24 protein-coding genes are annotated in these 26,254 nt (G+C 37.6%); 11 read left to right on the top strand and 13 right to left on the bottom strand.

Annotated elements, in window-relative coordinates:
- Positions 1-301: 301 nt before the first annotated feature.
- Positions 302-1,210: an OmpA family protein gene (locus FKG96_RS09260; protein WP_013665719.1), complete on the bottom strand. Its 909-nt coding sequence runs from the start codon at positions 1,208-1,210 to the stop codon at positions 302-304.
- A gap of 1,293 nt (positions 1,211-2,503) precedes the next feature.
- Between FKG96_RS09260 and FKG96_RS09255 the strand changes: the two genes are divergently transcribed.
- Both FKG96_RS09255 and FKG96_RS09250 read left to right on the top strand, forming a co-directional pair.
- Positions 2,504-2,785 carry a hypothetical protein gene (locus tag FKG96_RS09255; RefSeq protein ID WP_149105358.1) on the top strand — a complete coding sequence of 94 codons (282 nt, stop codon included), beginning with the start codon at positions 2,504-2,506 and terminating at the stop codon, positions 2,783-2,785.
- A complete protein-coding gene (locus tag FKG96_RS09250; RefSeq protein WP_149105357.1) occupies positions 2,786-3,688 on the top strand; it encodes a hypothetical protein in 903 nt (300 codons plus the stop codon).
- Between the two features lie 120 nt (positions 3,689-3,808).
- Here FKG96_RS09250 and FKG96_RS09245 read toward each other — a convergent pair whose 3' ends face one another.
- The 3 genes from FKG96_RS09245 to FKG96_RS09235 form a co-directional block, all read right to left on the bottom strand.
- Positions 3,809-4,678, bottom strand: a complete 870-nt coding sequence (locus FKG96_RS09245; RefSeq protein WP_149105356.1) for an alpha-1,2-fucosyltransferase — start codon at positions 4,676-4,678, stop codon at positions 3,809-3,811.
- Positions 4,675-5,160 (bottom strand): DUF268 domain-containing protein, encoded by a 486-nt coding sequence (locus FKG96_RS26900; protein ID WP_246860335.1) that lies wholly within the window; start codon positions 5,158-5,160, stop codon positions 4,675-4,677. Before FKG96_RS26900 ends, FKG96_RS09245 begins: the two co-directional genes overlap by 4 nt.
- Positions 5,161-5,503: 343 nt before the next feature.
- Positions 5,504-6,523 (bottom strand): glycosyltransferase, encoded by a 1,020-nt coding sequence (locus tag FKG96_RS09235; protein WP_149105354.1) that lies wholly within the window; start codon positions 6,521-6,523, stop codon positions 5,504-5,506.
- A 269-nt stretch (positions 6,524-6,792) separates the two neighbouring features.
- Between FKG96_RS09235 and FKG96_RS09230 the strand changes: the two genes are divergently transcribed.
- Positions 6,793-7,611 (top strand): family 6 glucosyltransferase, encoded by an 819-nt coding sequence (locus FKG96_RS09230; RefSeq protein WP_149105353.1) that lies wholly within the window; start codon positions 6,793-6,795, stop codon positions 7,609-7,611.
- Between the two features lie 16 nt (positions 7,612-7,627).
- Here the strand turns inward: FKG96_RS09230 and FKG96_RS09225 are convergent, their stop codons facing one another.
- Positions 7,628-8,482, bottom strand: a complete 855-nt coding sequence (locus tag FKG96_RS09225; protein ID WP_149105352.1) for an alpha-1,2-fucosyltransferase — start codon at positions 8,480-8,482, stop codon at positions 7,628-7,630.
- 230 nt (positions 8,483-8,712) lie between these two features.
- Here FKG96_RS09225 and FKG96_RS09220 point away from each other — a divergent pair, with 230 nt between their 5' ends.
- Positions 8,713-9,729, top strand: coding sequence for a glycosyltransferase (locus FKG96_RS09220; protein ID WP_149105351.1), 1,017 nt, complete (start codon positions 8,713-8,715; stop codon positions 9,727-9,729).
- On the opposite strand, the gene FKG96_RS09215 is transcribed toward FKG96_RS09220, so the two are convergent.
- The 8 genes from FKG96_RS09215 to FKG96_RS09180 form a co-directional block, all read right to left on the bottom strand.
- The gene (locus tag FKG96_RS09215) at positions 9,722-11,557 is read right to left on the bottom strand and encodes a glycosyltransferase (RefSeq protein ID WP_168204544.1); all 1,836 of its coding nucleotides are present in this window, start codon (positions 11,555-11,557) and stop codon (positions 9,722-9,724) included. The two genes, FKG96_RS09220 and FKG96_RS09215, sit on opposite strands and share 8 nt — an antisense overlap.
- Positions 11,558-11,978: 421 nt before the next feature.
- The gene (locus FKG96_RS09210; RefSeq protein WP_149105349.1) at positions 11,979-12,902 is read right to left on the bottom strand and encodes a glycosyltransferase family 2 protein; all 924 of its coding nucleotides are present in this window, start codon (positions 12,900-12,902) and stop codon (positions 11,979-11,981) included.
- 1 nt (position 12,903) lies between these two features.
- The gene (locus FKG96_RS09205) at positions 12,904-13,698 is read right to left on the bottom strand and encodes a glycosyltransferase family 2 protein (RefSeq protein WP_149105348.1); all 795 of its coding nucleotides are present in this window, start codon (positions 13,696-13,698) and stop codon (positions 12,904-12,906) included.
- Between the two features lie 22 nt (positions 13,699-13,720).
- On the bottom strand, positions 13,721-14,560 hold the full coding sequence (locus FKG96_RS09200) for a glycosyltransferase family 2 protein (RefSeq protein ID WP_149105347.1): 840 nt from the start codon (positions 14,558-14,560) through the stop codon (positions 13,721-13,723).
- Between the two features lie 235 nt (positions 14,561-14,795).
- On the bottom strand, positions 14,796-15,200 hold the full coding sequence (locus FKG96_RS09195; protein WP_013665707.1) for an RNA-binding S4 domain-containing protein: 405 nt from the start codon (positions 15,198-15,200) through the stop codon (positions 14,796-14,798).
- A 721-nt stretch (positions 15,201-15,921) separates the two neighbouring features.
- Entirely contained in the window at positions 15,922-16,509 is a 588-nt protein-coding gene (locus FKG96_RS09190; RefSeq protein ID WP_149105346.1) for a phosphatase PAP2 family protein, read from the bottom strand.
- Between the two features lie 104 nt (positions 16,510-16,613).
- On the bottom strand, positions 16,614-17,387 hold the full coding sequence (locus FKG96_RS09185; RefSeq protein ID WP_149105345.1) for a lipopolysaccharide kinase InaA family protein: 774 nt from the start codon (positions 17,385-17,387) through the stop codon (positions 16,614-16,616).
- Positions 17,388-17,404: 17 nt separating this feature from the next.
- Positions 17,405-18,442, bottom strand: coding sequence for a glycosyltransferase family 9 protein (locus FKG96_RS09180; RefSeq protein ID WP_149105344.1), 1,038 nt, complete (start codon positions 18,440-18,442; stop codon positions 17,405-17,407).
- Between the two features lie 460 nt (positions 18,443-18,902).
- On the opposite strand from FKG96_RS09180, the gene FKG96_RS09175 reads away from it, so the two are divergent.
- The 7 genes from FKG96_RS09175 (at position 18,903) to FKG96_RS09145 (ending at position 26,235) form a co-directional block, all read left to right on the top strand.
- The gene (locus tag FKG96_RS09175) at positions 18,903-19,721 is read left to right on the top strand and encodes a 2,3,4,5-tetrahydropyridine-2,6-dicarboxylate N-succinyltransferase (RefSeq protein WP_013665703.1); all 819 of its coding nucleotides are present in this window, start codon (positions 18,903-18,905) and stop codon (positions 19,719-19,721) included.
- Between the two features lie 23 nt (positions 19,722-19,744).
- The gene (locus tag FKG96_RS09170) at positions 19,745-20,857 is read left to right on the top strand and encodes a glycosyltransferase family 1 protein (protein ID WP_149105343.1); all 1,113 of its coding nucleotides are present in this window, start codon (positions 19,745-19,747) and stop codon (positions 20,855-20,857) included.
- Entirely contained in the window at positions 20,854-21,420 is a 567-nt protein-coding gene (locus FKG96_RS09165) for an L-threonylcarbamoyladenylate synthase (protein ID WP_013665701.1), read from the top strand. The genes FKG96_RS09170 and FKG96_RS09165 overlap by 4 nt, the downstream gene beginning before the upstream one ends.
- 97 nt (positions 21,421-21,517) lie before the next feature.
- Complete coding sequence (locus FKG96_RS09160) at positions 21,518-22,927, top strand: CCA tRNA nucleotidyltransferase (protein WP_130856909.1); 1,410 nt, start codon at positions 21,518-21,520, stop codon at positions 22,925-22,927.
- Between the two features lie 227 nt (positions 22,928-23,154).
- On the top strand, positions 23,155-23,775 hold the full coding sequence (locus tag FKG96_RS09155; RefSeq protein WP_013665699.1) for a hypothetical protein: 621 nt from the start codon (positions 23,155-23,157) through the stop codon (positions 23,773-23,775).
- 116 nt (positions 23,776-23,891) lie between these two features.
- Positions 23,892-24,794, top strand: coding sequence for a tRNA (adenosine(37)-N6)-dimethylallyltransferase MiaA (gene miaA / locus FKG96_RS09150; protein ID WP_130856905.1), 903 nt, complete (start codon positions 23,892-23,894; stop codon positions 24,792-24,794).
- 436 nt (positions 24,795-25,230) lie between these two features.
- Positions 25,231-26,235, top strand: coding sequence for an outer membrane beta-barrel protein (locus FKG96_RS09145; RefSeq protein ID WP_013665697.1), 1,005 nt, complete (start codon positions 25,231-25,233; stop codon positions 26,233-26,235).
- The last annotated feature ends 19 nt before the right edge of the window (positions 26,236-26,254 follow it).

Raw genomic sequence — 26,254 nt, 5'->3', positions numbered from 1 at the left:
GTTATGGCGCTTTAGTCTCTAGGCTTTACACATATAATCGCAGACTAGAAAGATAGAGAGGGAAAGATTTATTGTTCTTAAACATATAGGCACTGCTTTAAACGAAGCGCTGTGCCTTCAAAAGATCTTAGGTGATTAGCTTACGGCTTTTCGCTTAAAAGTTTTTGTTCTGTGTTTGTTTGGCACACGCCTGCGGCCCTCTCCCCGAGGGCTGCTTACGGCGTGGCATGGAAAAACAAATCCAAATACAAAAAACCCCGGCACTGCATGCAGCCCGGGGTTTTCTTTTAGCTTTTTTTGCTTAATAAGTAGTAGTATCTTGCTCGGTAACTGTTGTATCGCCATCTTGCGAGCTTTCAGGCGCCTTATCAATCAGCTCCATAAATTGATCCAACTTAGGTGTAATGATGATCTGGGTACGTCTGTTGCGCGTTCTTCCAGCCTCCGTATCATTGCTTGCAATTGGGTTATATTCTCCACGTCCACCAGCAGTAAGTCGCTTAGGATCTACCCCGTAGTCGTTTTGCAAGGCCTGTACCACCGATGAAGCACGCAGCGCACTTAAATCCCAGTTGTTCCGGATGTTCTTCTGCGAAATTGGTACATTGTCCGTATTACCTTCAATTAACACTTCATACTCCTTGTAATCCATGATAATCTTAGCAATTTTACCTAATGTTTCGCCGGCAGCCGGAGAAATTTCATAACTACCCGATTTATAGAGCATGTTATCCGAAAGCGAGATATAAACCACACCTTTTAACACTTGAACATCCACATCCTGCATCTCTTCACGGCTCAAGGAGCGCGTCAGATTATTGGTCAACACCATATTAAGCGAGTCGCTTTTAGCCTTGGTATTCACCAAATGCTGGATGTATTTGTTAGAAGCATTAATTTCATCCACTAACTTGGCGATGTTGGCATTGCCCTGGCCGCTGTTGGTTAAACATTTATCCAAAGCCGCCTGTAGCGAATTTACATTCGACTTGTACTGCGCGATCTGTTCTTCTAGATCCGTTACGCGAGATTTGGCATTCGTCAATTCATGCTGACTATTCAGGAACTTTAAATCCAAGTCCTTATACTTCGTTTGCAACTCGGTATAATCGCTTTGCAAAGCTGTATACTTTTTGTTGCCCACACAAGCACTTGCAAGTAGCGCTATGGCTAGAACTGCAAGGGGCAAACTAAACACTTTCTTGTACATAATTGTTTTCATTTATCAATAAGCAATGTCTTATATGTAAATATCGTGCCAAAAGTAGAAGGCAGTAGGCTATAAGCTATAGGCTTTAGGCTAAATCGTTACATAAAGGCGTCCTTGATCCGACCTTGAGCCGTGCTCTATCCGTGTCCTATTCCCCCTATATCCCAGTGATATCCCTATACAGTACGTAAAAAAGCCCAAAACACGGCTTTTTAAGCAATACCTATCGGACTACTATCGGACTCGAATATAGTAAGGATGTGCATCAGTTTATAGACGGCTGCTACAGCTGTTAAAATATGTTAAAGTTGCTAGCCAGGTAGGTTGAACTTTTTAATTGGCAGAAATAGCAATAAATCCGGCACCGTGTCTGCCAAAATCGTTTGCTATTTCGCTGAGCAAAATATAAATATCTTCATCGTACTTTAGTATTATTTCAACAGCATCACAGCAAATACAAGCAACTTTAAACCAATTCCAACTGACATTGAAACAAACATGAACAGCATGGTAGTAAATCCAACTGCATTTAAAACAAAGTAAGTTGTCTTTACTATAAAGGTGATCAACTTTAACACAATTCCAAACAACTTTATATTAAAGATATACGGAATTAACTTGACTCCAACCAGGAGTAACTCAATTCCACCTGTCTTTATAGTAAAGACAAACGGCTTTACTATAAACCCGTCTGATTTTATAATAAATGCAACGGACATCAACACAATGTCGACCGACATTATTATAAACCCGTATGACTTAGAAACAAAGTCATATCGGTTTGCTTTAATTCCGCGCGTCTTTAATACCATCCCGATCGGAATTGGCACAAAGCCATACGGAAATACGATAAAGACGACCGGGAGCAAGTTGAATACAAAAGTCCTTGTTACAAAGTCAATATGATCCATGATAAAGACAATCGTCTTTATGGTAGGTTCTCTGGATTAATGGTTATTTATCTGTTTCGATTATCGATCTCCAAATAAGGGTAAGGAACTTAACTATCAAAGAAGAAGGGCGAGTGCTGAAAGAATAGATTCTTGAGTTGGTGGATATTGAGCAAGAACACCGGTAATCGCATGAAGCTAATCAGCAATTTGAGAGCAACAAATTTATAAAAACAAATTTGAGTTTATCTCTACCAGGCATAAAATTAATTTCATATAATCAAAACCAAATTTCGTCCTCATAAAATGGCATTCTGTGTAATTTTTTTGATTTAGCCGATTTTAATCACTTGCTTTGCGACCGTTCAACGAGGCCCTGCCTCCTAAACTTATATTTATGTTTATGAAGTATTTCAAAAAATCATTAGTAGTGCCCATGGTACTGCTCAGCCTATCCTTCGCAGCCTGTAACAAGGATAATGCAGTTCAACAAGAGACAAAAGAAAAAGCCCAAATTGAGACCCTACGGCATTTTCTAGCAGAAAAAATGCATTTAGACGTTTCTTCCATTGTGTTTAATAAAGAAACCCAAGCGTTTAAGCTACCTGGGGACTACGATCGTGAGCTTAAGTATGAAGATGTTCTTGATGTTTATAACCGTGATAAAAACCTAGATAAGAAATAAATGAAAAAACTGTTATATACGTTATTAGCCTTTGTTACCTTAATCAATGTGGCAAAGAGCCAAGTGATCGATATAAAAATTGGGATGTGGGGAGTTCAAAACATATATCTTCATGATGGGAAAATCAAGTATGAGTCCAACAGTGGCGAAACTCCGTTTAATACCGTCATGCAATTCCAACGATACGATGGTTCCACACAAGTTAAAGCCCAAGCGGTCTATGTTTTAGATGCCAACGGCTCTGAAACCGCAATTTCTGATAGTATTTTTGTAACTACCTCTGATTTTACACAAGCTACCGGTACTTATTGGAGTAAGGAGTTTGCTAAAACAGCAAAGCTGCAACCAAATAACAAGGCCGGAGTTGTGAAGCTCAAATGGCGTTATTGGGATACTTATAGCGGAACAACGCCAAAATGGTCTTCGTATTATTATGCAAGTAAGACGTATCAAACTATTTTATATTCCGGAATTATACCGGGGCCAGACGGAAGAGTTCCAATATATGAGTTGTATGCACAATCAGTGTATGATCATGTTTATTCGCCAAATCCAGACGCACAGTCGCAGTGGCCAGGATGGGTAAATCATGGAGCAGTATTCAGAGCATATTATACCCAAGAGGCAGGCTCAATACCAATTTATATGTTCTATGCAGAATCGATCAAAGATCACGTATATTCACCAGATCCGAATGCGCAATCGCAGTGGCCCGGTTGGGTGAATCACGGTCCAGCCTTTTATGCTTATACCACCCAAGTGGCTGGTTCAGTTCCTGTTTACGTGTTTTATGCGGAGTCAATAAAAGATCACGTTTATTCAACAAATCCAAATGCACAATCGCAATGGCCAGGATGGGTAAATTATGGCGTGGCTTTTTATGCTTTTCCTAATCTAAATTAAGGTTCAAAGCCATTGTACGGAGGTATACATCCTCCGTACAATAACACATTGCTATCCTCACCAACCTATACTCATCAGAAAGTTGAAACACGACTCAACAATTGTTGGAAAACATAAAATCTACAGAAGCACCCAACTTGAAGGATGCATTTGACGGAAGTCGGATTTCTCTGGTAATCGATACCATACTTTAGGCACAACAATCAGCCTGTCAGGATTAGTATTCAACCACGCCGCCCACCAGCTAAAACTACTATTAGAAATAATTGCGTGCTTACAATTACTCATTAATTGCATATCCCGATAGCTCTCCATCCCCGTATTCCAATCTATAAATTTTGCTTCATTATCATTAAGTGGCAGATTTTCCATGCACCAGGGCATATCATCTGAGAATATATAGAACATAGTGTTTTCCAACCTTTCCTTGATTGTCAAAATTGCCTTTTCAAAATATTGCCGGTCAACAAGCCCCCCTAAATAAGGGTCTTTTAGATAGTCTCCCCTCCTAACATGTATTGCTACACTTTGTGGACTTTGCTTAAGCTCATTCAGCAACTCAAGGTTTTTCGACGGTTTTAAATCAGGAAAAGTAAAGTCTTTTCTCAATTGGTCGGCAACACGTTCTACATATAAATGATGTTGCCAATAACCCCAGTAAATTTTAGAAGTGGGGTCATCAAACAAGGAAGCGTTATAGGAAAACAGCTTTGACTCTTCGTAATACTCACCCTTCAAAAACAACAATCTTCGCAATTTACGATATTTCCATTGCCGATTGCGATGGTCAAGCAAATTGACTTCCAATGCAGAAGCATGCTTTAGCCTGATATCAAATACATTTTCTAGTTCAAAACCATTATGCAATTTATATGCTTCAAACTCTCTTATGTCAGCTTTAACAGTATCAAATTGTTTTTCAAGCGCTTTATAGAAAGCGTACTGAAACATTTGATTTCCTAGCCCTCCTAAAAATCGAACTATTTTCATTGATTAATTTCTCTCTTTTTTCTAAACCAAAAGCAGCCACATCCATAAAACTGCTTAGTTAGTAGTGCATCAGAAGGATCTATCACTAACCCTCCATCCTCTTCATTTTCTGGAATCAACGCAAATTCAACGAGTTCCATATCCGAAAAAATCGATAAAATTTGTGCCTTATCATAAATCCGATGTGCATTAAAACATATGACACTTTTTGCGCCCAAAGGAACTACAAACAACAGCGAGCCCCCTGGTGTTACAACACGCTTCAATTCTGCTATCGCTTTTAAATCGCCATCATAATCTATGGGGTCACCATATCGCCCTAAACCAATATGTTCTATTGTATGCATACAAGATATCGATTCAATACTATTATCTATAAAAGGTAATCTGGTTAAATCGGCCGACCCAGACTTTAGATTGTTCAATATAAGATTTGCGGGCCTATAATCATAAAACTCCACTGGTACGAAGGCCGACAGCATAGAACAAAAATATAACGTTGATGAGATATCGATATGTTTCTTTGGTCGAAGCTGTTTTATAATCCGAGCCGCCCATGCAGGGTGATAAGTATAATGACGATCGAAATCCGTATTAGGAGTATTATCATCCAAACACGGATAAAAATCGGCTTGTTCGAGACAGAAGCGTTTGATAGTTTTTTCCTGCTTACTTTTCAAAGTAGCATAGGTTTTGATGAAGCTCCGCCATTCATTTTGTTTTCTTCGTGCTTCCCTTAATTTTTTCCGCAAACCTTTGAACACAGCTGTAGTAGATTATATCTGAATGAAGAACAACGCGAACTTAACTCGATAAATAGAGTCGTCATCTCAATAAATCCTTCACAGATAATTTAATAATTTTTCTTAACTGCTTCCACGACACAACTTTGAAATCGAATAATTCTTTATGACGCAAAAACGGTGCAGCGTATTTTTTTCCCTTTCTTGCCAAAATAAAATCGTACCATATCCCGAATAATCTTCTCTCAAAATATTGTTGTGGGAATTTTTTTTGTTCCCTGTTTTTTTTCTTTAACGTTACCAGCAATTCCAAGTAATCACTGACTTCGAATTGGTGGTATTCGCAGCGGAGTATCGCATCGAAAACATCTCCATATTTGTTTTCATCAACCCCAAGAAGACTTAACTGTATCTTTTTAATTTCCTTTAAATGCAAATCACCAACGCTTTGTTGTCTCTTTGATATATTGTCATCATGCCTTCTGTAATACACATAGGATTCATTGAAAACATAAATAGCATGAAGATTTGCTATTCGGACAAACAGGTCATAATCTTCAACCGGAGCCATATCACGATAGCCACCTAAATTATTAACGACATCTCGTCTAAATATAGTACTCGAATTAACAAAGATATTTCTAAAAAAAAGCTCTGCTTTCAGAATGTCCTCCTTTAAAGGACGCTTATTGAGTCTATCTGAAATCACATCTCCTCCCGAGTTAATTATTTTTGCATTGCTACCACATAATGCAACCGCCACATTCTTTTCCATAAATTCATATTGGATTTTAAGACGGTCGGCCATTGCAATGTCATCACTATCTAATATTGCGATATATTTTCCTCGTGCAGCCTGAAAGCAAGCATTTCGAGCATAATATAGCCCTTTATTCACTTCATTATGAATAAACCGTATTCTGTCATCCGTTATATTGTCAATTATTTCCTTCGTATTATCGGTAGATCCATCATTATAAATTAACAGTTCAAAGTTTTGAAAAGACTGGTTAAGTATGCTTTGTACAGCTTCTTTAATGAAATCTCCAGCATTATAGGTTACCATTAAAACGGATATTTCCGGTGTATTTTCGTTTTGCATCTCTGGTGTATTCTACTTTACAATATAACATCAGCTTAACATACAACTCTTGCTTTTAAGAAAGTGCTACAACCTTCTAACAACCATTTGTGGAGTCAAATGTCATCTGCGTTTTTTATCCTTATCCATTTTCTGATTAATAAAAAACGGATAGTAGCAAATCTTAAAAAATAACGTTATTATTACCAACGACATTTCATCTGCTTAGCAAAAATGTTCGAGAACCACAACTGCTAACGATAATGGTAAAATATTAATGATCACAAAAAATGGGAAAGATCGCTATTTTATATATATGTACTGGTAAATATTCAATATTCTGGGATGGTTTTTATGCATCAACCAAGGCGAATCTTTTTAAGAATTGCCATGTAGAGTATTTTATTTTTACTGATCAAAAAATCACCAATATAGATAAAAATGTTCATTTGATCTATCAGGAACGTATGGGATGGCCATATGACACACTTTTACGTTACCACCTTTTTTCAAAAATAAGAACCAATCTAGAAAATTTTGATTATATCTTTTTCATGAATGCCAATCTGATTGTCGAAAAAGAGGTAACAGAGGACTTATTGCCATCGGAAGAGCAATTACTTGGAGTTATTCACCCAGGCTTTTTTGATAAGGACAGTCATCACTTTACCTATGAAAGAAATCCTTTATCGACAGCCTATATTTCCCTTAACGAAGGAGAGCATTATTTCATGGGAGGTTTTAACGGGGGTAAAACCAATGCCTTTCTAAAGCTGATAGATGTGTTAACAGCAAATATTCAAAGTGATTTAGACCGTAACATTATTGCAATTTGGCATGACGAATCTCACATTAATAGATACTTTATTGACAATAGAGATTTATTAAAAATTGTAGGCCCTGAATACGGCTACCCTGAAGGTTGGTCAATTCCATTTGATAAAAAAATAACAATCTTAGATAAGACAAACTTTGGCGGTCACTCTTTTCTGCGAGGCGAATCTGAATCTCCTCATGCGACCCACTGTGTAACTTCAAAAAAAAGAGTAAAAGATTCCTCTAATTTCTTTAGGAGGATATTCAACACATTCTCAAACAAATCAAACTAACACAAACGACAAGGCACTATATTCTTATCCAATTTTTTGGATGCATCTTACTTGTATCAACACCATAGGCAGATCTATACCAAGTTTGTGGAACGACTACTATTTTGGTTGGATTTCTATTAAGCCATGCCGCCCACCAGCTAAATGTACTGTTAGATGTGACGATGTGTTTACAATAGCTCATCAACTGCATATCGATATAACTATCAGTTCCTTTGTTCCAGTCGATGAATGTAACATCTTGAAGATTCAGGTGCTCTCTACACCAATGAATATCATCTGAAAAGACATAAAATTTTGGCGCAACACATCTCTCATTAATTAAGGTTATGGCGCGTAAGAAATAGGATTTATCTGCAATGCCGTCTAGCAAAGGATACTTTGCGTAATCCCCTCGTCGCACGTGTATGGCTATGCTCTCTCTTGACTTGATTTCTCTTAATATTTCTAAATTCTTTAGCGAAGTAAGCTCTTTAAAGACAAACTTTTCTAATAAAACATCAGCTACACACTCTACGTATTGATAATGTTGCCAATATCCCTGATAAATGCGCGAACGTTTATCATTATAATGCTTGTTATTAAATGTGTATTGGTCCTCCTCTTCGATATAAGGTTCATCGATAAGCAATAGTTGCCTTAACTTCTTATATTTCCACTTTTGTTTACTGTAGAGCTTTAACTCAAAATCAGAGGCGCTAGCAAGTTCTATCCCAAAAACATCACTTAGTTCAAAGCCATTATGATCGGAACAATACTCATAATAAGATAAATCAGCCCTAACTTTTTTAAATTGATTAGATAAGGCTCTATAAAAGGCGTACTGAAACATTTGGTTACCCAAACCGCCCAAAAACCGCACTATTTTCATTTTATATTTGTTTTCAGCAAGAACACCTGTACGATTTCATCTTGCAAAATATAAGACTCCTTCATAATACATTCAATATTTTTTATGTTTGCACAAATATAATATTTCAAACACTTCACTAACGGAAGTGATTCAAGAAAACGCTTCAACATGGCGTGATGTCACAAGCGTTTATCATAATGAATAACTACTAAGGACATTCAGCTGACAAGGGAGGCAAAAACAGATAAATGACAAATACTTCTCAAATAGACATTTCGATAATCATTTGTTCTTTTAACCCAGACAAACGACTCCTAGATAGGACATTAAAGTCAGCCTGCAATCTTAGTCTTAATAATCAGCAATCAAAGGAAATAATACTTGTTGACAACAACAGTAATCCGCCTTTACAGAATCGAGATTATATTCAAAACTATTTGCTTCAATATCCGGAATTGAAAATCATTACAGAAAGAAGACCGGGCTTAATACATGCTCGGATTACAGGGATAGAAGCGTCAACAGGAGAGAATGTCATTTTTTTTGATGATGACAATGAGCCAAAAGAAGGATATTTAAAAGAGCTAGTAAGGTTAAAGCAGGATTATCCTCAAGTTGGGGCATGGGGACCTGGGATTGTTGATGTCGATTTTATTGATGGTGTAGAAGAGACAATAGTAAGCTATGCCAGAGAGGTCTTTCAAGAGAGAAATGAGCCCGAAGTGAGGTTTTCGAATGAAAAAGAATGGCAATCTTGCTACCCATTTGGAACCGGCTTGTGCCTAGAAAGAAAAACATTGATAGACTTCGTTGAGTTCGTAAAAAATAGCAGATACACCTTGACCGGTAGAACGAAAGATCAGTTATCTAGCGGTGAGGATCTTCAGATCGTTTTGTTTTTTATCAAAATGGGAAGATCTGCAGGTGTTTCTCCTGGTTTGAAGGTCACTCATATCATACCAAAAAAAAGAACCACACATTCCTATTTGAAAAAAATTTCCTTTGGCACAACCATTTGTGTCCCTGTCTGTCAAATGCAAATATTCCCTGAATCTGCATCTATCTTAAAGGAACATAAATACCCTCCTTTTAAATTCTCGAAAAAAGCATTAACCTCATTATATAAAATAAGTATTACCAAAAATAGAATTAAAAAATATAAGCTTATTGCCTTTATTGCTTACAGATGTGGCATCTATCAATCATTCAACCAAAAATTACCTCATGCTGTACGATTAGTAATAAAGATTTTAAACCTTACTTAAGAATACTTAAAATCGTTCTGGAAACATTTTCGGGGGTATATCTCTTAATTATTTCCAATGAGTTTGTAGAAAGGTCATTCCAAAGATTCTTGTTTTGATATAAACGTAATATCTCGTTAGCAAAATCTTTGGCATTATCTGCAATCAAAACATTTTTATTGTGGGTTAGATCCATTCCTTCCGCTCCAATAGACGTAGTAATGACAGGCAAACCATATTCCATACTATGTCCTATCTTGCCTTTCATCCCTGCACCGACACGGAGTGGAGCAACAAAAACACGATTTCTTTCAAAATAAGGAGAGACGTCATTGATGTACCCAGGCACAATGACATTACGTGATTGTAAAGACGTAACTTCTTTTGGTGGGTTGCTTCCCAATAAATGAACAATTAAATCTGGAAGAGACTTCCAAACAATTGGCATTATTTCATTGACAAGCCATACAACCGCATCTACGTTAGGTTTATGATCATACCCTCCAATAAAACAAATACCGGCTCGGTCGTAAAAAGAGGTCGTTCTGTAGCCAACTTTGAGAAAGTGTATATTGGGAACGACCACTGTATTGTTAACACCGTATGATTTCAATAATTCTCCTTCGTGTTGGGTAATTGCTATCGTTACATCGGCTTTTTTTGCAAGATCAACTTCTATTGTTCTTATTTGTGAAATACGTTCATCCAGCTCATTCGTGCTAATATTATTTTGTTCCCAAGCTCTTCCTTCTCTTAAAAAATGTAAATCTACGGTGTCATTTATCCATTTTATATGGGGATAGGCTCTAAGCATATTAACGTAGTATTCATTCATCTCCAACCTGCTTATCCAAGCAAAATCAATATGATTCATTATATACTTATAATCGTCTTCTAATGTATCGTCTGAAAAGTGCTTATACACGACTTTAACTCCTTTATTAATAAGGCTTTGATAATAACTTCCAAAATTTGCAATTTCCTTATGTCCGTAAAAAAAAACGTTAAAGCTAGCTTCTGCGCAAATGGTTATAATCTCGTTTAATCTTCTTGATCCAGAGTCTTTATCAGGTGTCGGATAATATGGATCTATAAAGAGTATGGACTTATTGGGAACGAGTACATCATCGTTATAGGGAGTAGCTGGTTTTGATAAAGTGTATACTCCCGCTTCCTTGGACAACCTATTTCTACTTTCAGACGATTTATCTAGCAAAATCCCTATTGAAAGCGGTTGATAGTAAACTTTCTTTTTTAAACTTTGCTTGATGAAAACAGACAAACTAAGGCTTAAACTATCCGTCTCAAAAACAACCGCATCTTCTAGAGCCTTTTGAAGATCTTTCTTTTGCAATAAAAAAAGAAAGGATTGACAATCGCTTTCTCGTATAAAGTTGTAATTAAACTTATCTGGATCATCAAACTCGCCTACGTTAGAGACGGCCTCGCCTAAAACGCCGCCTGCTTGCTTAAGTAAACCGTATTCGTAAATGATCTTTGCACCAACCATGCCCGTATTAGGCATTTGAGAGAATACGACTAATAAGTTACTTAGCCAATCAACAGTAACGATTACACCTTCCTCTATGATGCCAACATATTTGCCGCTAGATAGGCTCAATGCATTTTCTAAAGCCGACTGTAAATCGCTTCCTTTTATAAACTTTATATTCTTTGTTTTAAGTCTTGAGTCTGAAAGCACTTCCTCAAAAAGGTCAATTACTAATAATTCGTACTTTAGTGCTGTTGTTTCCTGTATCAAGGATCGTAGACTCTTCTCGACCGATTTTAAGTCTTTTGAAGCGATCATCAAAATACTTACCTCGAGGTCACCTTCAGCTTCAGACACAATTAAACTACCGCTTTTATTTGTTAAACACTCCGTCCGATAAAGTTTATAAATGCCAAATAATCTTCCTATCTTTTTACAGAATGGGAGTATTTTGTAATTTTTAAAATCAATTTTGTTGAATCTAAACAGCGTGATAAATACAATGCAGATTCGCATTAGCAGCATTTTTATAAAATAAATGCTGCTAATAGCAGTAAGCACTTTCTTTTGTGAGTTCACGAAGTATAATTGGGTTAGGTTGATAGAGACCTTTCTGTCTAACCTGTCAATTTTTCGAGTGAACTTTTTCGAACCCATGATAGTGTTTTATAATATCTTAAATGCTTAACTAAATTCGCTTTGCCTACAAAAATATCTAAGTGTTTTGAAATAACTGATTACACAGCAAACAATCATTAAATCACTGTTTTGTACCGCCTCAAAACATCTTTTCTCCTCTGCAATATTTAAACAGAAACAGCGCTTTTCTTATTCCCTTCCGCGAGTTTCCAGGAAACAGTTCATTAAAGTGTTTATAGGTGATAGAAAATAGATTAAATGCGAAGTAGTTATTTTTTCTTTTCTTATAACTCTTGAACAATTTTCTCAAAAAGTTGCCGTCTTCGTTAGACAAATTTTGATATCTGGAAAAGGCTTCCAGATGATTACAAACAATCTCTATTTCTGATTGGTAATACAAATAGCGGTTCTGTGTTACATGGTGTCGATACTTGGTAATTACTGAAGCGGGATGTTCTCGGTATTTTGTTAAAACAGCGTTTTTATAAATAATTCTTCGCTCATAGGCCGCAACAAAGCCGATCCACCAATCATAGAAACATTTTTCAGGAAATGGAATTATCTTATCCACCAATTCTCGCTTAAGAAGACAAGTATGCCCAGTTACATGATTTGCAAACAAAAAATTCTTATCAATCTTATATAAGATACCCTCGTTATTAGGATGGAAGAGATACTTTGGCAGAATATTGTCACTTTCATCCATAAAAACGGAATTAGAGTGGACTAAGAGATTACCCCCAATGGTTTCCAACAATGCTTGAATCTTATTTGGTAACCAAATATCATCTTGGTCGGATATCGCAACATAATCACCTGAGCAGAATTTGATTGCTTTTTCAAAATTTGCATTAAACCCGATATTCGTTGGGTTTTGGGAGTATTTTATCCGTGCATCTCTCTTCGCAAACTGCTCAATAACTTTTAATGTTGAATCGGTAGAAGCGTCATCGACAATTACGACCTCAATATTTTTATAGGTTTGAGATAATATACTATCTATTTGTTTATGAATAAATTTCTCCCCGTTGTAGGTACACAACGCGACAGATACCAGCACCATATTATAAATATTTATCTACACCACTTCCAAAATTCACAAGTTTTTCCGAAATTATCTTTTTTATCAGTTCGTCTTTATCACTTAAATTGTTTTTCGGTTGTTCTTTGTGATAGATGTGGTATACAATTCCAGAAAACTTGATAATTCTCTTTCTGACTCCTAGGTTGATTAATTTAGCAGCTATTTCGTTATCCTCTCTGCCCCAACCAACAAAATCCTCGGAATAGCCATTAACCAACAATAAATCCGAACGATAAAATGCCATGTTACACCCTCTTAAGTAGTAAATATCCTGGTTTTTATAATTGCTGAACAAGGGAGTTAGAAAAGAGAGCCGAAGGCCATTAAATCGATTTTTGATATCTTTATTAAGTATGGATAGAGTCTTTTTGCTTCCTGTTAAGAGCTTACTCGAAATACGCTCTCCCAGCATAACACGGCTACCGCTTACAAAAGTACCTTTTTGACGAAATTCAAAATGGTCGTAAATGAAATTTTTCTCCAGTATAAGATCACCATCTATCTGAATAATATAGTCCATGCGGGCTTGCGCTATCGCCTTATTTCTGATACGTGCAAGTTGAAAACCATCGTCTTCTTGCCAAACATGTATTAATGGAACAGGGAACACCTTACGAAAGGAATCAATAATATTTTTAGTTTCCTCTGTAGAGCCATCATCAGCAACGATAACTTCATTAGGAAGCTTTGATTGGTTAAGTACGCTCTGTAGACATAACCTTAAAGCCGATGGCCAATTGTAGGTTGATATTATTAAAGAAATGGTGCAATTCATTTAAAATCGGTAGATCAACTCCCTAATATTGAGAAAACTCTAAGACAGACACTTTTTCGTGCTGTAAAGATTCAAAATAACCGTTCTCACACCTCTTTAACTTTTCGAACAGCGATTGATTTAACAGTCTAAGATGTCGGTTTTCATGCATCTTCGATGCTACTGGGTGATAAATGTGATACTGAATTGCCATTAATTTCAACCTTTTTTTCTTAATGCCAATATTGATCAGCCTTGAAGCCATTTCTTCATCTTCATGCCCCCAACCTTCTAACATATTGTTATATCCATTTATCCTCACAAAATCGCGTTTCCAATAGGCTAAATTACAACCACGCACACTTTTAGAACAACTTCTCTTTCTAGTAAAAAGCCAGGCCATTCTCGGCAATCTGAGAGCATTGAACCTATGTTTAACACCTTTACTTAAAAAAGAGAAGTCTACTCTTTTGGTTTCGAAAACAGCGGGAATAACCTCTTTAGTTAAGTGTGCTCGAGTTCCTCGTATAAAAGTTTTACTCTCAGCCACGCGCAAATGATCTTCGACAAAATTTGCATCTAATATAACATCACCGTCAATTTGTATTATGTACTCACCGGAAGCTTCAGCGACTGCTTTATTCAAAATAATCGTTTTCCTAAACCCCTTATCCTCATGCCACACATGTTTCAATGGAACCGGAAATATACTTCTGAATGAGTCGATAATGCATTTAGTTTCTTCTGTAGAGCCATCATCCGCGATAATTACTTCATTTGGTAATATCTTTTGCGCCAATACACTTTTAAGCGATAAACTCAAGGCTTCAGGCCAATTGTATGTTGATATTATTAGGGATGATGTCGGTTTTTTTTGCTCCATAATCTAACGTATAACGCTCTTGCTAAAGTACTAAACGAAAATGCGGCCAATTTGCTACACTGCTGTCAAAAGCTTTTTTATAAACGATAAACACTGCGTTCAACACGCTTATTTTGCTATTGAGCAGGTTAACTCAACCATTAATAAGCAAAACATTTACCTTCTCAAAATCCATATTACTACACAAAAATCCTGCCATGATACATTCTATATCTCCACATTTTGTTCGGAAAGTTTAGTCTTCCTCAGCAAACCATTCGTCTTTCAAGTCGTCAATCTCTCTCCTATCTTTCTTAGTAGGGCGTCCAGTCCCCCGATCGCGTTTTAAAACCGGCGCATGGAACATCGATTTATAACCATATGTTTCTTCTACAGGCGTTAAATCTTCATAAAAAGTAACCGCCGTTTTTGCATCCACACGCTTATCTAACAAATCAAGCACTTTGACTACCTTTTTTTCAATACCTTTTTGAATGTGATAGGTTTCACCCACTTTTACGACATAGGAAGGCTTAATATTTTGACCGTTTAACTTCACCCGACCAGCTTTACAGGCCTCTGTTGCTAAACTTCGTGTTTTAAAAATGCGGATCGCCCATAAATATTTATCAATGCGGAGCTTCTCTAACTCTTTGGCCATAATTTACAAATGTACCCTTTTAAGGGGAAAGCTCAAAATGGAGCTTTTTCTTGTTACTTTTAAAAAGAACGTTTTTCTTCATCAACTTTTTTCATCACTAGTTAGTTTTTAAGGCATTCAAGCTTTCCCTAACGGGAAGGTTTCTTGGCAAAAAGTTGAACAAAACCCAAGGCTGTGCAGGCTACCTTGCAACTGATTGCAAAGCATCGCTGGCGCGTATTGGAGCCGTTTCACTTCCTCAATCCGCTTAGATACTGCCATATGAACAGACATGCAAATGCTTTGCGGCTCGTTGCCTCGGTATCCTCCAAGGCCCTTTTACCCACTCACAGGGCTATATTTAGGGCTGAAGATATAGTACGCTTGGTTAAAAGTAAAAGTCCATCGTTCTACTAAAATGCCGCCTCCAAAATTTACATCATGCAGTGGGAGGCACTACCATTCCTGTAAATTTTGCCTGCCTGCGGTAGGCAGGAAGCGGCGATTTTATTCACTACTTCATTATTTTCAAAGGTGTTCATGGACTCCCTACGGTCGTCTCTTTGCTTCTTTTCTTTCGCGGACCTTCCCCTTAGGGAAAGCTTGAATGCCTTAAAAAACGAAAACTTAATGAAAAGAAAGAAAGAAGTTAAAATAAACGTTCTTATAATATAAACACCCTGCATCTATATGTTAAAGCTTGTTTAGAAGCAAGGCATTTAAATTTAATACGCTAATCCCCCTACTCCTTATTAAAAGCGCTGTTTTTAAAAATAGCTCTAAATATAACCCAGATAAGACTACCTGAAAGCACACCTACTACCGCACCACCAAGAATATCAAACGGATAATGAACGCCATTGTAAATTCTGCTATAAGAAACCAGCAAAGCCCAGAACAATAAAATGATCTTCAACCAATTATATTTTGCAGGCAGTAAGAAGAAGAGAAACGTTACAAGCCCAAATGCGTTGGCACTGTGAGATGATACAAAACCATATTTACCACCTGGACCCGCTTCGCTTAAATGAACCAGGCCGGCTAAAGTTGGTTCATGAGAAGGTCGAAAACGTTTCACCAGATTTTTCAAAAGTCCGGAAGCAGTTTGATCACACAAAGTAATAGTTACCGTAATTGCGAGTAGAATATAAATGGTGAATTTCTTATAAATTCTAACTAAAAAAAACACTATCACAGCGTAAAACGGAATCCAGAACAATTTATCACTTGCCCAATACATTATCGTATCAAAGAAAGCATTGTGCTTTCCGTTGATTGCTAGGAATAATTCTGTGTCAAACTGTTTTAAATCTTCAAGCATTGATTTCATTTAATAAAGTTTTTAGGTTAATGTCCGAAATGGATTTTTTATTTCAATAACTGACTGCTATATTAACCTGACGTGACCATGGTATTCAGAATAGCCGTTAAACATTAAATCCTGATGAGATATTTGTACAATTTCAGGACTTTCTTTACTTTGCGTTTAATCAACATTTTATTTGATGCTCTACTTATTTCCCTGAAACAGTATTCCGAAGACAGTCCCGACAAAGATGCATATTCCTCACTGATAATCCTCAGAATTTCTTTATCAAAGGTGAGATCAAGGGTGAGTTTTCCGAAATTTTTAAGTCTTTTAGGTATCTTGATACGGGCATAAACGTTTATTCTATTCAAATCAACCATATAAAAACGATAGGTGCCATTTTCTTGTCTGATCAGAAAATTCCCGGCCGTATTATCAATAAACTGAATACCGTTTTCATGTAGAGCATAGATTAATGCAGTATATTCCTTAATAATCTCCGTTCGTCCGGGAAAATCTCTGTTAAAAAGAACGTCCGCCAAAGTAAAAGTATTTTCGAGGTGTTCACTTATGTAATAACTTGAAGTTAAACCAATGAAATCATGATTTTCGATATAGGCTACAGGTTTAGGCGTGCAAAAATTTTTATCTAAAAGTAACTGTGCGTATTCAAAAGACCTTCTTGCCTTAGACTTTCGGTAAAATTTATAAACATGTCGGTTGATAATGTTATGCTGTTTGAAGGATTTAAAGTTGAATAGTAACCCGCTAATTTCAAAAATTTTAACAACGTTTCTATTTCCGTTACCAATGATTGTCCCGCTTGTTTTAAATTTTTTTAAAGTAAGGATAATTTCCTCGTTATACTGAGAAAAATCTTCTGCAAAAAACACCTCCATTTCACTTATTTCACCGTTTAATCTTTGTTCAAAGCGTTGTAGATTAACTGCATAATTTTTTCATTATCAATATGATTGGTATTAACTGCAAAACTCTTGCCGTTATATGGCGCATAGACGTCTTCATCACTTACAGAAAACAAGCCAATCGTAGGTATGCCTGAAGCACTTGCTAAATGCATTACCCCGCTATCAGCTGCAATGAAGAGTGCAACATTTGCAATAAAGCCTCCCATTTCACGAATATCCGTACTGTAAAAATGAGGAATCTTAAAATTTAGCTTCGATATATTTTCAACGGGTAACAACTCAATAATATTATAATTCGTAAAATTTCGCTGTAATATCTCATAAAATTTCGCCCACCACTCTTCAGGATAACATTTTTCACCCGTTGCGTTGGTAAAAAGACAAATAGTATCCCTGTGGTTGCGCGTTAAATTCTCCAATTTTTCTTTCCCCAAAGCAATTTCAGTTTGGTCTAATTTGAGATCGAGATTCGGAATGGTGGCGGAATTTTCGTTATAGCCTAACTTTGATAAATAGTCTCTTAGGTTATAAATTGAATTTTTAGCCAAGTGTCTATAATCGGAGTATTTAACTTGTATTTCTTCACTAAAGTCACCAAAAAACTTATAGCGTGAACGAGCAAACAGTGTTGATAGTCTACCTGATGAAGAACCCGCAGTTGAGTTGATCACAAGATCGTATTTTCTGGCTCTCAAAAGGGCCCAGCCTTTTAGGTATTTGAATAAATCGCTGAAAGGTTTTTTAGGAAGCTGAATTATTCTATCAATATTTGTATAGTTCTTAAAAATTGAAGGTGACACTCCGCCTTTCACAAAAAGGTCTACTTTACTATCCGGAAAAACATTGATAACTTCCTGAACGAGGGGTGTAATTATCAAAAGATTTCCTAACCGGTGATTAGGCCTCGTAATTAATATCTTTTTTATGACAACATCCTTTTTTTTATCTACTACAGCATGGGATTTCCCAATATCTTTGGTAAGATTTCTCATTACAGCTCTTCTAACAGCATTCGTTTTTTTCATTGTTGCCTGGTGTTACATCTATGTTGATCGTATTGTAGTCTTCCCTAATTAGCTACACTCAAAATTAAAAAATCCGGTCAGAATTGCAGATAAACGCATTTAAAATTGGCAAATAAAGTTGAAGTAGGTGTTATTGTCTCATCCTGCTTTCGATCTTTTAGTAATTAACAGATGATTTTTATTCCGGTTGACCCTATGGCCAGGGAAATTCTCAAAATATTCGTGAAGAAAGGTTTTTGCCTGTGCCATAAGGTAAAGATATCTGCTAAAAACCCTTCTTTAAACCTATTTTACCAACATAACAACACCTAAAAAGCGAAAAGCCAGGCATGATTTGTACGGTTTAAGGTTTAAGTTTTATGTTATGCTTGTGCTTGAGGTAAGTAGTCATCCAATCGCCTAAAGCCTCCTATCGCTATATCAATAAATTTTACTTTCTTTGTTAAACTTTTTTATTGAAATGACTGCAGAATTAAAAAAACTAATTGAAGAAGCCTGGGAAGAAAGGCACCTAATAGAATTTAAAGAATATAGAGAAGCGATTGAGACCACTATTCTTCACTTGGATGAGGGAACTTTGCGTGTTGCTGAAAAGGTTGCGGGAAGATGGCATATTAACGATTGGATTAAAAAGGCCGTTATTTTATACTTTCCCATCCGTCAAATGAACGAAATTCACGTAGGCCCTTTTGTTTTCCACGATAAAATGAAGTTGAAAACAAACTACAAAGAAGCGGGTGTTCGGGTAGTACCGCACGGTTTGGCCCGTTATGGCGCCTTTTTAGCAAAAGGAGTTATTATGATGCCTTCTTATGTTAACATTGGTGCTTACGTAGATGAGGGTACCATGGTGGATACTTGGGCTACTGTAGGATCTTGTGCACAGATTGGGAAAAATGTACACTTAAGTGGTGGCGTCGGTATCGGCGGCGTGTTAGAGCCGGTACAAGCTGCACCGGTTATTATTGAAGACAATTGTTTCTTGGGCTCACGAGCCATTGTGGTAGAAGGTGTACGCGTGGAAGAGGAAGCCGTATTGGGTGCAAACGTCGTGCTGACCGCATCTACGAAAATTATTGATGTGACCGGCGAAATTCCGAAAGAGTATAAAGGCGTGGTACCTGCACGCTCAGTGGTAATTCCCGGATCTTATACAAAGAAATTCCCTGCAGGCGAATATCAAGTACCATGTGCGCTTATTATCGGACAACGCAAGGAGTCAACGGATAAGAAGACCTCTTTAAATAACGCCTTAAGAGATCATAACGTAGCAGTATAGCTAACGAATCTGCTGTTGATAAAATGAGAATAGGATATGACGCGAAGCGGGCTTTTCATAATAAAACGGGATTAGGCAACTATAGTCGATCTCTAATTGATGGCATGTGCCGTTTCTATTCTGAAAATCACTATTTCTTATTTAATAGTAAGCCTTCGGTTTTATACAAAGCTGAAGGCTTACATGTTCAGGAAGTGCTCCCTTCGAAAGGGCTTGCCAAAAAGTTTTCTTCTCTATGGCGTACATTTACGCTAAACTCGCTGGCACATCAATATAATCTGGACATTTATCATGGATTAAGCCACGAATTACCTTTTGGCTCTAAAAAAGGGAAAACCAAATGGGTTTTAACCGTGCACGATTTGATCTTTATCCGCTACCCTCATTATTTCAAACCCATCGATCGGAGTATCTATACCTATAAAATAAAAAAAGCATGCCGAAAGGCGGACAAGATCGTTGCGATTAGTGAACAAACGAAACGGGATTTGATGGAATTTCTAGGTATTGCAGCGCAAAAAATAGAAGTTGTGTACCAGAGCTGTCACCCGCAGTTTAGCCAAACAGTGGATGAGGAGGAAAAGCGAGCCGTGCAAAAGAAATATCAGCTACCGACAACCTATTTATTACAAGTTGGCACGATCGAAGCGCGAAAGAATCTATTACTCACGATCAGAGCTTTAGACCGTATTCCAACCAATATTCATCTTGTCGTCATCGGCAAAGAGACCGCTTATTTACAGCTTATTCAACACGAAATTGCAAAGAGAAACTTACAAAAACGGGTTCTTTTATTGCATTCTGTACCCTTTGACGATTTGCCGGCTATTTATCAAATGGCGCATATTTTTATCTATCCGTCGCGTTTCGAAGGTTTCGGGATACCTATAATTGAAGCCCTACATAGTGGGATACCTGTTATAGCAGCTAGGGGTTCTTGCCTAGAGGAAGCAGGGGGGCCAAATAGCCGATATGTTGATCCGGATGATGTAGAGGGAATGGGATCTGCCATAAATGATATTAATACGAATAACGTGTTAAGATCGACGATGATTAAGGAAGGCAACGAGTATGTACAACGTTTTAATCCAAAAAACCTTGCGGAAGATTTATTCAATTTATACAAGAGTATATGATGAACAATGATATTAACCAAGCACTTCAAGTATTAAAATCCGGTGGCGTTATCCTCTACCCTACCGATACCATTTGGGGCATTGGCTGCGATGCCACCAACCCGGAGGCGGTGGATAAGGTTTATCAGCTAAAGGGACGCTCGAAAGATAAAAGCTTGATCATTTTACTTGATAATGAGCATAAACTAGCCAGCTATGTTCAGGAAATCCCTGACGTGGCTTATCAATTAATTGAATACACTGAAAAACCCTTAACCATTATCTATGATGGCGCGAAAAATCTTGCCCCAAACTTGGTGGCTGAAGATGGCAGTATTGGAATCCGAATTGCGAAACATCGCTTTTGCGAACAACTGATCCAACGTTTCCGGAAGCCCATTGTTTCTACCTCTGCGAACATCAGTGGCGAACCATCCCCTAAAAATTTCCTAGAAATAAGTGATGAAATAAAGAATGGCGTCGATTATATTGTTGAGTTTGAACAGGATGACCTAACCCCGAAGCAAGCGTCAACGATTATGAAGTTGGATGCTAGCGGTGCATTTAGCTTTATAAGACGTTAGCAACTAGCTTTTAGCTGTAAGCTGACAGGCTAAAAGCTAATACCTAATGACTAAACCTAAAGGCTAATAGTGAATTTTTCGTATTTTTGCCCCACTGATGAAAGAGTACTTGCAACTTCCTGTTTTTGAAACGCTGAGCAATTTGGCCAACCAATACAATACCGAAATTTATGTAATTGGCGGATACGTGCGCGATCGATTGATGAAAAGACCCTTCAAAAATGACATTGACATCCTGGTTATTGGAAGTGGTATCGAATTTGCCGAAAAGGTGGGCAAGCACCTAAATACCAAAGTGTCCGTTTTTAAAAATTTTGGAACAGCCATGTTGCGCTATGATCAGATCGATATTGAATTTGTGGGTGCAAGGAAAGAATCTTATCGTAGAGACTCACGCAAACCGATTGTGGAAAATGGATCCTTGGAAGACGACCAAAAGAGACGCGACTTTACGGTTAATGCAATGGCCTTAAGCCTGAACAAACAAAATTTTGGCGAATTGTTAGATCCTTTTAACGGCGTGAAGGATATTCAGATCAGAACCATTCGCACACCTTTGGAACCGGAGGCTACTTTTTCTGACGATCCGCTACGGATGATGCGGGCTATACGTTTTGCCAGTCAGCTACAATTTAAAATCAGTTCTCCAACCTTTAATGCGATTAAATCGCAGCGAGAGCGTATCAAGATCATATCAAAGGAGCGTATTACCGATGAGCTCAATAAAATCATCTGCTCAAAAAAACCGAGTATTGGCTTTAATTATCTTTTCGACACCGGTCTGCTGGAACTCATTTTCCCCCTTATGACTCAGCTTTATGGCGTTGAAATTATTGACGGCAAAGGACATAAAGATAATTTTTATCATACATTGGAGGTCTTGGATAACATCGCCGAAGTGACGGACGACTTATGGTTGCGATGGGCCGCAATTCTGCATGATATTGCAAAACCTGCCACTAAGCGTTTCGACAAAAAACAGGGATGGACATTCCATGGCCATGAAGATCGAGGGGCTCGAATGGTTCCGAAAATATTTGCTGATCTGAAGCTTCCTCTTAATGACAGAATGAAGTTTGTGCAAAAATTAGTGCTACTCCACCTTCGTCCCATTGTACTGGCAAAAGATGTCGTAACGGATTCTGCGGTAAGACGTTTACTTTTTGAAGCAGGGGACGACATTGACAGTTTAATGAAGCTCTGCCATGCGGATGTAACAACCAAAAATGAATACAAACGCAAAAAGTATCGAGACAATTTTGAGCTGGTAAAACAACGTATTAAAGATGTGGAGGAACGTGATCAGATACGAAACTGGCAACCACCGGTGAGTGGCGAGGATATTATGAGATCGTTCAACCTTCGTCCCGGGCCGGAAGTAGGTATTATAAAAAAGGCAATTCGCGAAGCAATCTTGGAAGGCGACATAAAAAATAACCGGGAAGAGGCACTTGCCTATATGGAAAAGAAAGGAAAGGAACTCGGCCTTATCATACAGTCGTCATAATATGGGACTGCGACTCTTCGTGCTCCAAAAATGGCCTTTTCTCCTGGAGCCATCAGCAAGGTTTTCACTTTTTCACTCTCCCTACGAGAGGCAAGTTTTTTAATTATTGAGGTTTTGTTTGTTTTTTTAAGGCATCAATGAGCCCTTCGGGGTTTTTACTTTTTACTTTTGAATTTTTACTTTTTTAGTGATATTAGCATTTTAAAACAAAAACAGGATTTTCTGTCATGGCTATTTATAGGTTTCGAGTTACTTTTGAAGATTACGACGATATTATCCGCGAAATTGATGTGCTCTCAACGCATACCTTTTTAGATTTGCATCATGCAATTCATCAATCCACGGGATATAACCCGGAAGTCTCCTCTTCTTTTTACATTAGTAACGATCAGTGGATGAAAGGTGAAGAGATTGCCTACTTGCCAAGTAAACGCAAGGAAGAGCGCGGAATAGCGCTAATGGAAAATTCCAAATTGAATAAATTTATTGACGATCCGCATCAAAAGTTTTACTATACTTACAACTTTGACAGGCCCTTTGATTTCCACGTTCAATTGATTAAAATATTAAAGGAAGAGAACGGAAAAACGTATCCACTCACGGTAAAAACTGTTGGCCTAGCTCCGAAACCATTTGGTGCCGCTGTTATTCCTACTGAAGCTTCGGCTTTGAAAAAAGAGGACAAAGAAGATTACGACTTCCTCAACGAAACCGAATACGGAATTGATGAAGCCGAGGATATGGATCTAGATCTGATGGACGACGAAGAAACCCAAGACGGCTCCGAAGAAAAAGATGATTTTTCCGGCGAATTTTCGGACAACGAGAATTATGAGGACGACTACTAATTAGTAAATAGTCAAGTAGTATAGATGTTGAATAGTAACCGCCATAGTAAGGCTTTTATAAAAGCTTAACTCGACAATTTAACCACTCAACTACTCTACAATTTAACGACTTAACGATCATAAAGACACTCATCACCATAGTAGGTCCTACGGCAATCGGTAAAACGGCTTTAGCTATTGAAGTAGCAAAAGCATACGACACCGCTATTATTTCTGCCGACTCAAGACAATTTTATCGTGAAATGGCGATTGGGACAGCAAAACCGAGTAAAATGGAACTTCAGGCTGCTCCTCATTTTTTTATTGATTCGCTTAGTATATTGGATGATTATAGTGCAGGGGATTTTGAACGAGAAGCCTTGGCCAAATTGGATGACTTATTCAGCTATAAAAATGTAGTGGTGATGGTGGGAGGAAGTGGATTGTTTATAAATGCCGTATGTGAGGGACTAGATGAACTTCCTCGCCCACTACCGGGGATTCGCGAAAGTTTAAACGAACAATATAAAGAGAAGGGTCTGACATTCATACAGGAAGAATTGAAACGTAAGGATCCGGATTATTATCAAGAGGTTGATATACATAATCCTCAGCGTATTATACGTGCACTAGAGGTGTACGAAAGCACCGGTAAACCTTTTTCTTTTTTTAGAAGAGACAAATCTAATCCAAGACCTTTTCAGATATTAAAGATTGGGCTCAACACGGAAAGGAGCGTCCTATACAATCGTATTAATAAGCGCGTAGACCTGATGATGCAACAAGGCTTACTGGAAGAAGTAAAAATGCTTATCCCGTATAAAAAACGGCCTCCACTACTTACGGTAGGTTATGCAGAGCTCTTTGATTATTTAGATGGTAAGTATACGTTAGAGGCGGCTGTCGATAAAATAAAACAACATACACGCCAATTTGCTAAACGGCAGATCACCTGGTTCAAAAAAGATAGTAACACACATTGGTTTGAACCAAGCCAATCAACTGAAATTATTAGTTTCCTTACAGATACACTTAAATAAGTTAAAGTTAATACGATTAGCAACGCAGACGCTTGCTGTATCTTTTGAGTTTTTACTTTTGAATTTGACTTCAGTACACTTATCAATTTAAGCCATTTTTTTATTACATTTTTGTTGCACAAAAAAAATAAAAATTTTACATTTGAAACACTTTGTAAAAGTAACAGCTAACACATTATAAACTTAGAACTTTCAAGGGAGCGCATTCTGCTGCTCCCTTGAAAGTATAAAAAATCAATCCGGTACACTTTCTTAAGCTTCCGATTTCAATTGTTGTTTTTCCGAATTAAAGGGTAAGGTCAGTTTTTTGTACGTACAGATACGCATCAAAAAATTTGCAATTACTACAAACCTTTATTACTTTCGTTTGTAATTATTATGCAAGCATAATAAAAACGATAAACCAATTGAAGAACACCTATTTAAACTTTACATTATGAAGAAGATGATTTTAATGGCAAGCATACTTGCCGGTTCGTTTTTCTACTCTGCAAAAGCTCAAGATGATTACAACAAAGGTTTCTATATCAAAGCTGGCGGCGCCTACTTCTTAAAAGTAACCCCTGTTGAATTTCCTGCCATCGGTGGTCAACCGGCAAGAGATAGAGTGTTTAATATCATTCCAGGGAATCCACCAACGCAACAAACGGTATCGGAAAGTACTATTACAGGCTCTTTCGGCGAAGGCTGGCGGGTCGGCTTAACTCCCGGGTATCGCTTTAGTCGAATATTAGGTGTTGAAGTGGGGCTGAATTATTACAACAGTCGTTCACAAGATATGATGCGTCAAAGAGGCAGCCTAGGCGGCAATGAAGTACTAAATTTGCATAATAGCGGCAAGGTCAAGGCATTTGATGTTGCGCCAGCATTAGTAGCTCATATTCCCACTAATAGCAGTGTAAAACCTTACATGAAGGCGGGCGTAATTATTCCTATAGGTGGACATCTTGAAATTACTACGACAGCAAACGACCAAACAGGAAGCGTGGCAGAAAGCATGCATATGACATCCGGTTTACCTCCTAATGCAATAATGACCTTACATAATGTAAAACGGGTTGACCGGATCAAAGCAAATCCTACAGTAGGCTTTCAGAGCGCCGTCGGCTTTGACTGGATGTTGAACGACCGCATCAGTATATATGCTGAACTTGAATATCGAAACATTTCGGTAGGAGGTAAAAAGAAAGAATTACATGAATTAAGCGGCGAATACAATGTTGTTATGAGCGGGCAACCGTTAACAAGCGGTACGCTTAGCAAAGACGCCGCCAGTGAAAGTAGTAAATTAGTAAACTATCATAAAACAATCACAGCAGGCGACAATGTTGCCGGATGGGAGGGATTTGACTCTAATAAACCGGCCGATGAACTGCGTTCTTACATCAATATTGGCGGCTTAGGTGTTAATTTAGGAATTAAGATACCTTTTGGCAATTGACGGCCTTTAGCCCCTCTTT

This window comes from Olivibacter sp. LS-1 (assembly GCF_008245145.1).
GTDB classification, from domain to species: Bacteria; Bacteroidota; Bacteroidia; order Sphingobacteriales; family Sphingobacteriaceae; genus Olivibacter; species Olivibacter oleidegradans.
Note: the sequence above shows the minus strand (reverse complement) of the source record. Positions and strands in the feature narration are given on the sequence as shown.